This window comes from Cupriavidus mimosae (assembly GCF_023952485.1).
Classification (GTDB): domain Bacteria; phylum Pseudomonadota; class Gammaproteobacteria; order Burkholderiales; family Burkholderiaceae; genus Cupriavidus; species Cupriavidus taiwanensis_C.
Map to the genome: position 1 here is coordinate 1 of NZ_JALHRY010000060.1, position 2,874 is coordinate 2,874.

The window sequence follows — 2,874 nt, forward strand, 5'->3', positions numbered from 1 at the left end:
CGCTTCAGCCAATCGTCGCGCTGACGTCCGCTGGAGGTATTTCAGCGGCCTGTTAGTTCCCAAGCTAAACGCTCCATGCCGGCCTGGAACCGTGTCCGGTCGGAGATATCCTCAACTACCCGTTCTCGCACACTGAGGCCGAAAATTCGAGGTCTTGCATTTCGGCTTTGAGTTTTAAAGATATCGAACTTCAACGCGCTGAATCAATGCAAGCAATGCGATCGCGAGAACGATCCTGTCGCACATGGTCCCGACCAAGGCGTTCTTCTTCGCGGTCAATCTGTCAGGTGGCGTAACGGTATTCAAGGCCGGCATCGGCGTGTGCGGCCTGGGCGGGCTCGTCTCCAAACTTGAACGCCCATGCGCTCGACCAACACCGATGGCTAGTACGATGTGGCGCTGGCGGCCTTCAGCGACATCTGGATCCGGTCCAGCCAATCTACATTGGGTCTGTCGATACTGTCAGGATCGCCGCCACCTTTTCGACAATCCTCATCGAACAGCGGCCCTGCGTCATAACCCGTTTGCCGTTATGGCGGGATTTTCTGAGATTCCGGCGTAGACCAGAACTGCGGAGGTGTGAGAGTCATTTGGGATTCGAATGAGTCCCATCCAAACAATCGATTGCCAAACTTCGAGAAATGTCGACCTATCCGTGATAGATTCCAACGGTGGCAGATCTCTGTGTGAATACGCCATGGAATGTAACGTCAAGATTGCTTGGTTTTTGTGCGCGCGATCCGAGCGAAAATGGCTTGAGCGACATATCGCGTTTCCATTGGCCTAAAATCTCCACCAGAAAGCATACAGCCTCGTTGACGGAGTAGACAATTGCACCTTTTTGATGTAAATCAGATGGCCGGGTTTTTCGTAAACTCGTTCAAGTTCGTAGCGATATTCGCTACCGTCTGTGTCGCGCTCGAGCTGATGTTTCCGGCTTATCGATACAGTTTTGCGTCATATGTTCGCGGAGTACGAAATTGGATCATTCGCCTTGGGTTCGCTGCAGTTGTCTGGCACGTCTACGCTGTGGCTCTTGAATGGTTAGGGGTCAAGCCGCTCCTGACGGTGAATTTCGGGACGTTGTTTCACTCTGACAACGCAATTATTAGCGCGGGCTTCGGCGTTCTTTCAGGCGTTCTAGTCGCAATTGCCGCTGATTTCTTCCGCTACTGGATGCACCGTGCACAGCATGCTATTCCATTCCTGTGGCGCATGCACGCCACCCATCATTCTATCCGCGAACTGACGGCTTGGAATTGTGCTCATCACTTATCTGAGCCGCTTATTTATGCTTTTTTCGTCGCAATGCCGCTCGCTCTGATCCGCTTCGAATCTGGCGTCGTGCCAACTGTTGCCCTGACGCTGATTGCCTTTCAGGTCCACTTGTCTCACTCGAGCACGCGAATTCATCTTGGGCTGCTACGATACATCGTCGGGGATGGCAAGTTCCATCGTATTCACCATTCAATAGAAGCGCGTCACAGGGGCCGAAACTTCGGGACATTTACGACGCTCTGGGACACGATTTTCCGTACGGCGTACTGGCCGACAAAGGACGAGTGGCCGGAAGTTGGCCTCGCAAGCCAGTCTGAACCGATCACGGTGCGCGATTACCTTATGTTTCCTTTTGACCAAAGCCGCTGGCGCAAAGCGACGGTCGGAAGTGGCGTACGGAATTAAGGTTATCGATTAAGTGCGGTGCACACCTCATGACGGCTTGTCGCACTTGTGTTGCTGCCAATTGAATCGCGGAGTTGCCGGTCACGCGGTGGCTGGGCCGCTCAAATGCGACCGAGCTTGGTATTGATGTGCAGCAGGTCACCCGGAGCGGCCTGTTCAAAGCGCATGACGGGCTCGCGTGGCTGAAGACCCGCGAGCCTGGACAGGCTAGCGCGCGCGAGCACCGGCTACAGTGGGTTCGGAAACACCAACATTGCGGGCGATTTGCCGCTGGAGCATACGCCGTTGGCTCAACTCCACGATCAACAGGGCCTTGGACGGGTCCTCCACGGCGAGCGGCCCGGCCGGGACGAAGCGTCGGCACGCTACCGGCCAGACAACGGCCCAGCCACTTGAGCCGTCGGTGCTGTAACGCAATGGCTAAGCGGTTGCTTCGGGACACTCAGACCATGTTCGGTGATGTCTTGGATCTCGGGTCGGCGGGCGAAGGTTGGCATTCTTATGGGTTTTCATCCGGCTGAGCTCTTGGAAGTCTGGGTGTTTGGCGACTTCCGGTTTTCCAGACTCAGTTCAGATGAGCCACGATACAACGCATTACAGCTTCACATCCAGTGCGGGGTGAGCTTCAACACCGAGTGGGTGCGGAACTGGTGTGACTGGTTTGGCGCGCAGTTTCCCCGTCGGGCGAACGCCGGACGCGTCGCACCGGGCTCCGCTTGGCACCTCGATGAACGTATGTCAGGGAGGAACTCAGATCCGCTCTTCCCGCAGAACTCGGCCCTGGTGAAAGGCTTCAGAAGAATTCTGCACCGACACGGTCGCAAGCTACAACTCCATTTATAAAGACGCCATGTTCAGGGGTTGGATGTCTTGCCCATGCTAGACGAAAGATCCACTATCTCTCCTGGCACGCAGGAACGACGCTGACATCCGCGAGAAGCGCCCTACGAGCGAAAGCGTGTCCGACAGGAACGGGCGTAAGCCTTCGAGGTCTGGCTACGCTCGGCGCTGAGCAAGGTATCGTCCAAAAGCGATACCACGAAGCCGATGGGCTGCGCATTAAGTCAGTCGACAACGGACGTAGCAGCGAACGCGGCGCCGCCGTCTATTCGGCGGTGGCTCTAGCCAACCTGAATGATCTCGATTCGGAGGCTTACCTGCGGCGTATTTGCTCGCCTCCCACTTCACCCG

At 56.0% G+C, this 2,874-nt stretch carries 1 protein-coding gene and 1 pseudogene; one reads left to right on the forward strand and one right to left on the reverse strand.

Going from position 1 to position 2,874, the window contains the following annotated elements:
* Nucleotides 1–855 precede the first annotated feature (855 nt).
* On the forward strand, nt 856–1,683 hold the full coding sequence (locus MKD50_RS30170) for a sterol desaturase family protein (RefSeq protein WP_012354745.1): 828 nt from the start codon (nt 856–858) through the stop codon (nt 1,681–1,683).
* Nucleotides 1,684–1,756: 73 nt separating this feature from the next.
* On the opposite strand, the pseudogene MKD50_RS30175 reads toward MKD50_RS30170, so the two are convergent.
* Nucleotides 1,757–2,180: pseudogene (locus tag MKD50_RS30175) on the reverse strand (transposase family protein); the annotation flags it as partial.
* Nucleotides 2,181–2,874 lie beyond the last annotated feature (694 nt).

Coding starts and splice junctions, on each gene's coding strand:
- MKD50_RS30170 (WP_012354745.1), top strand. CDS start 856: ATGGCCGGGTTTTTCGTAAACTCGTTCAAGTTCGTAGCGATATTCGCT.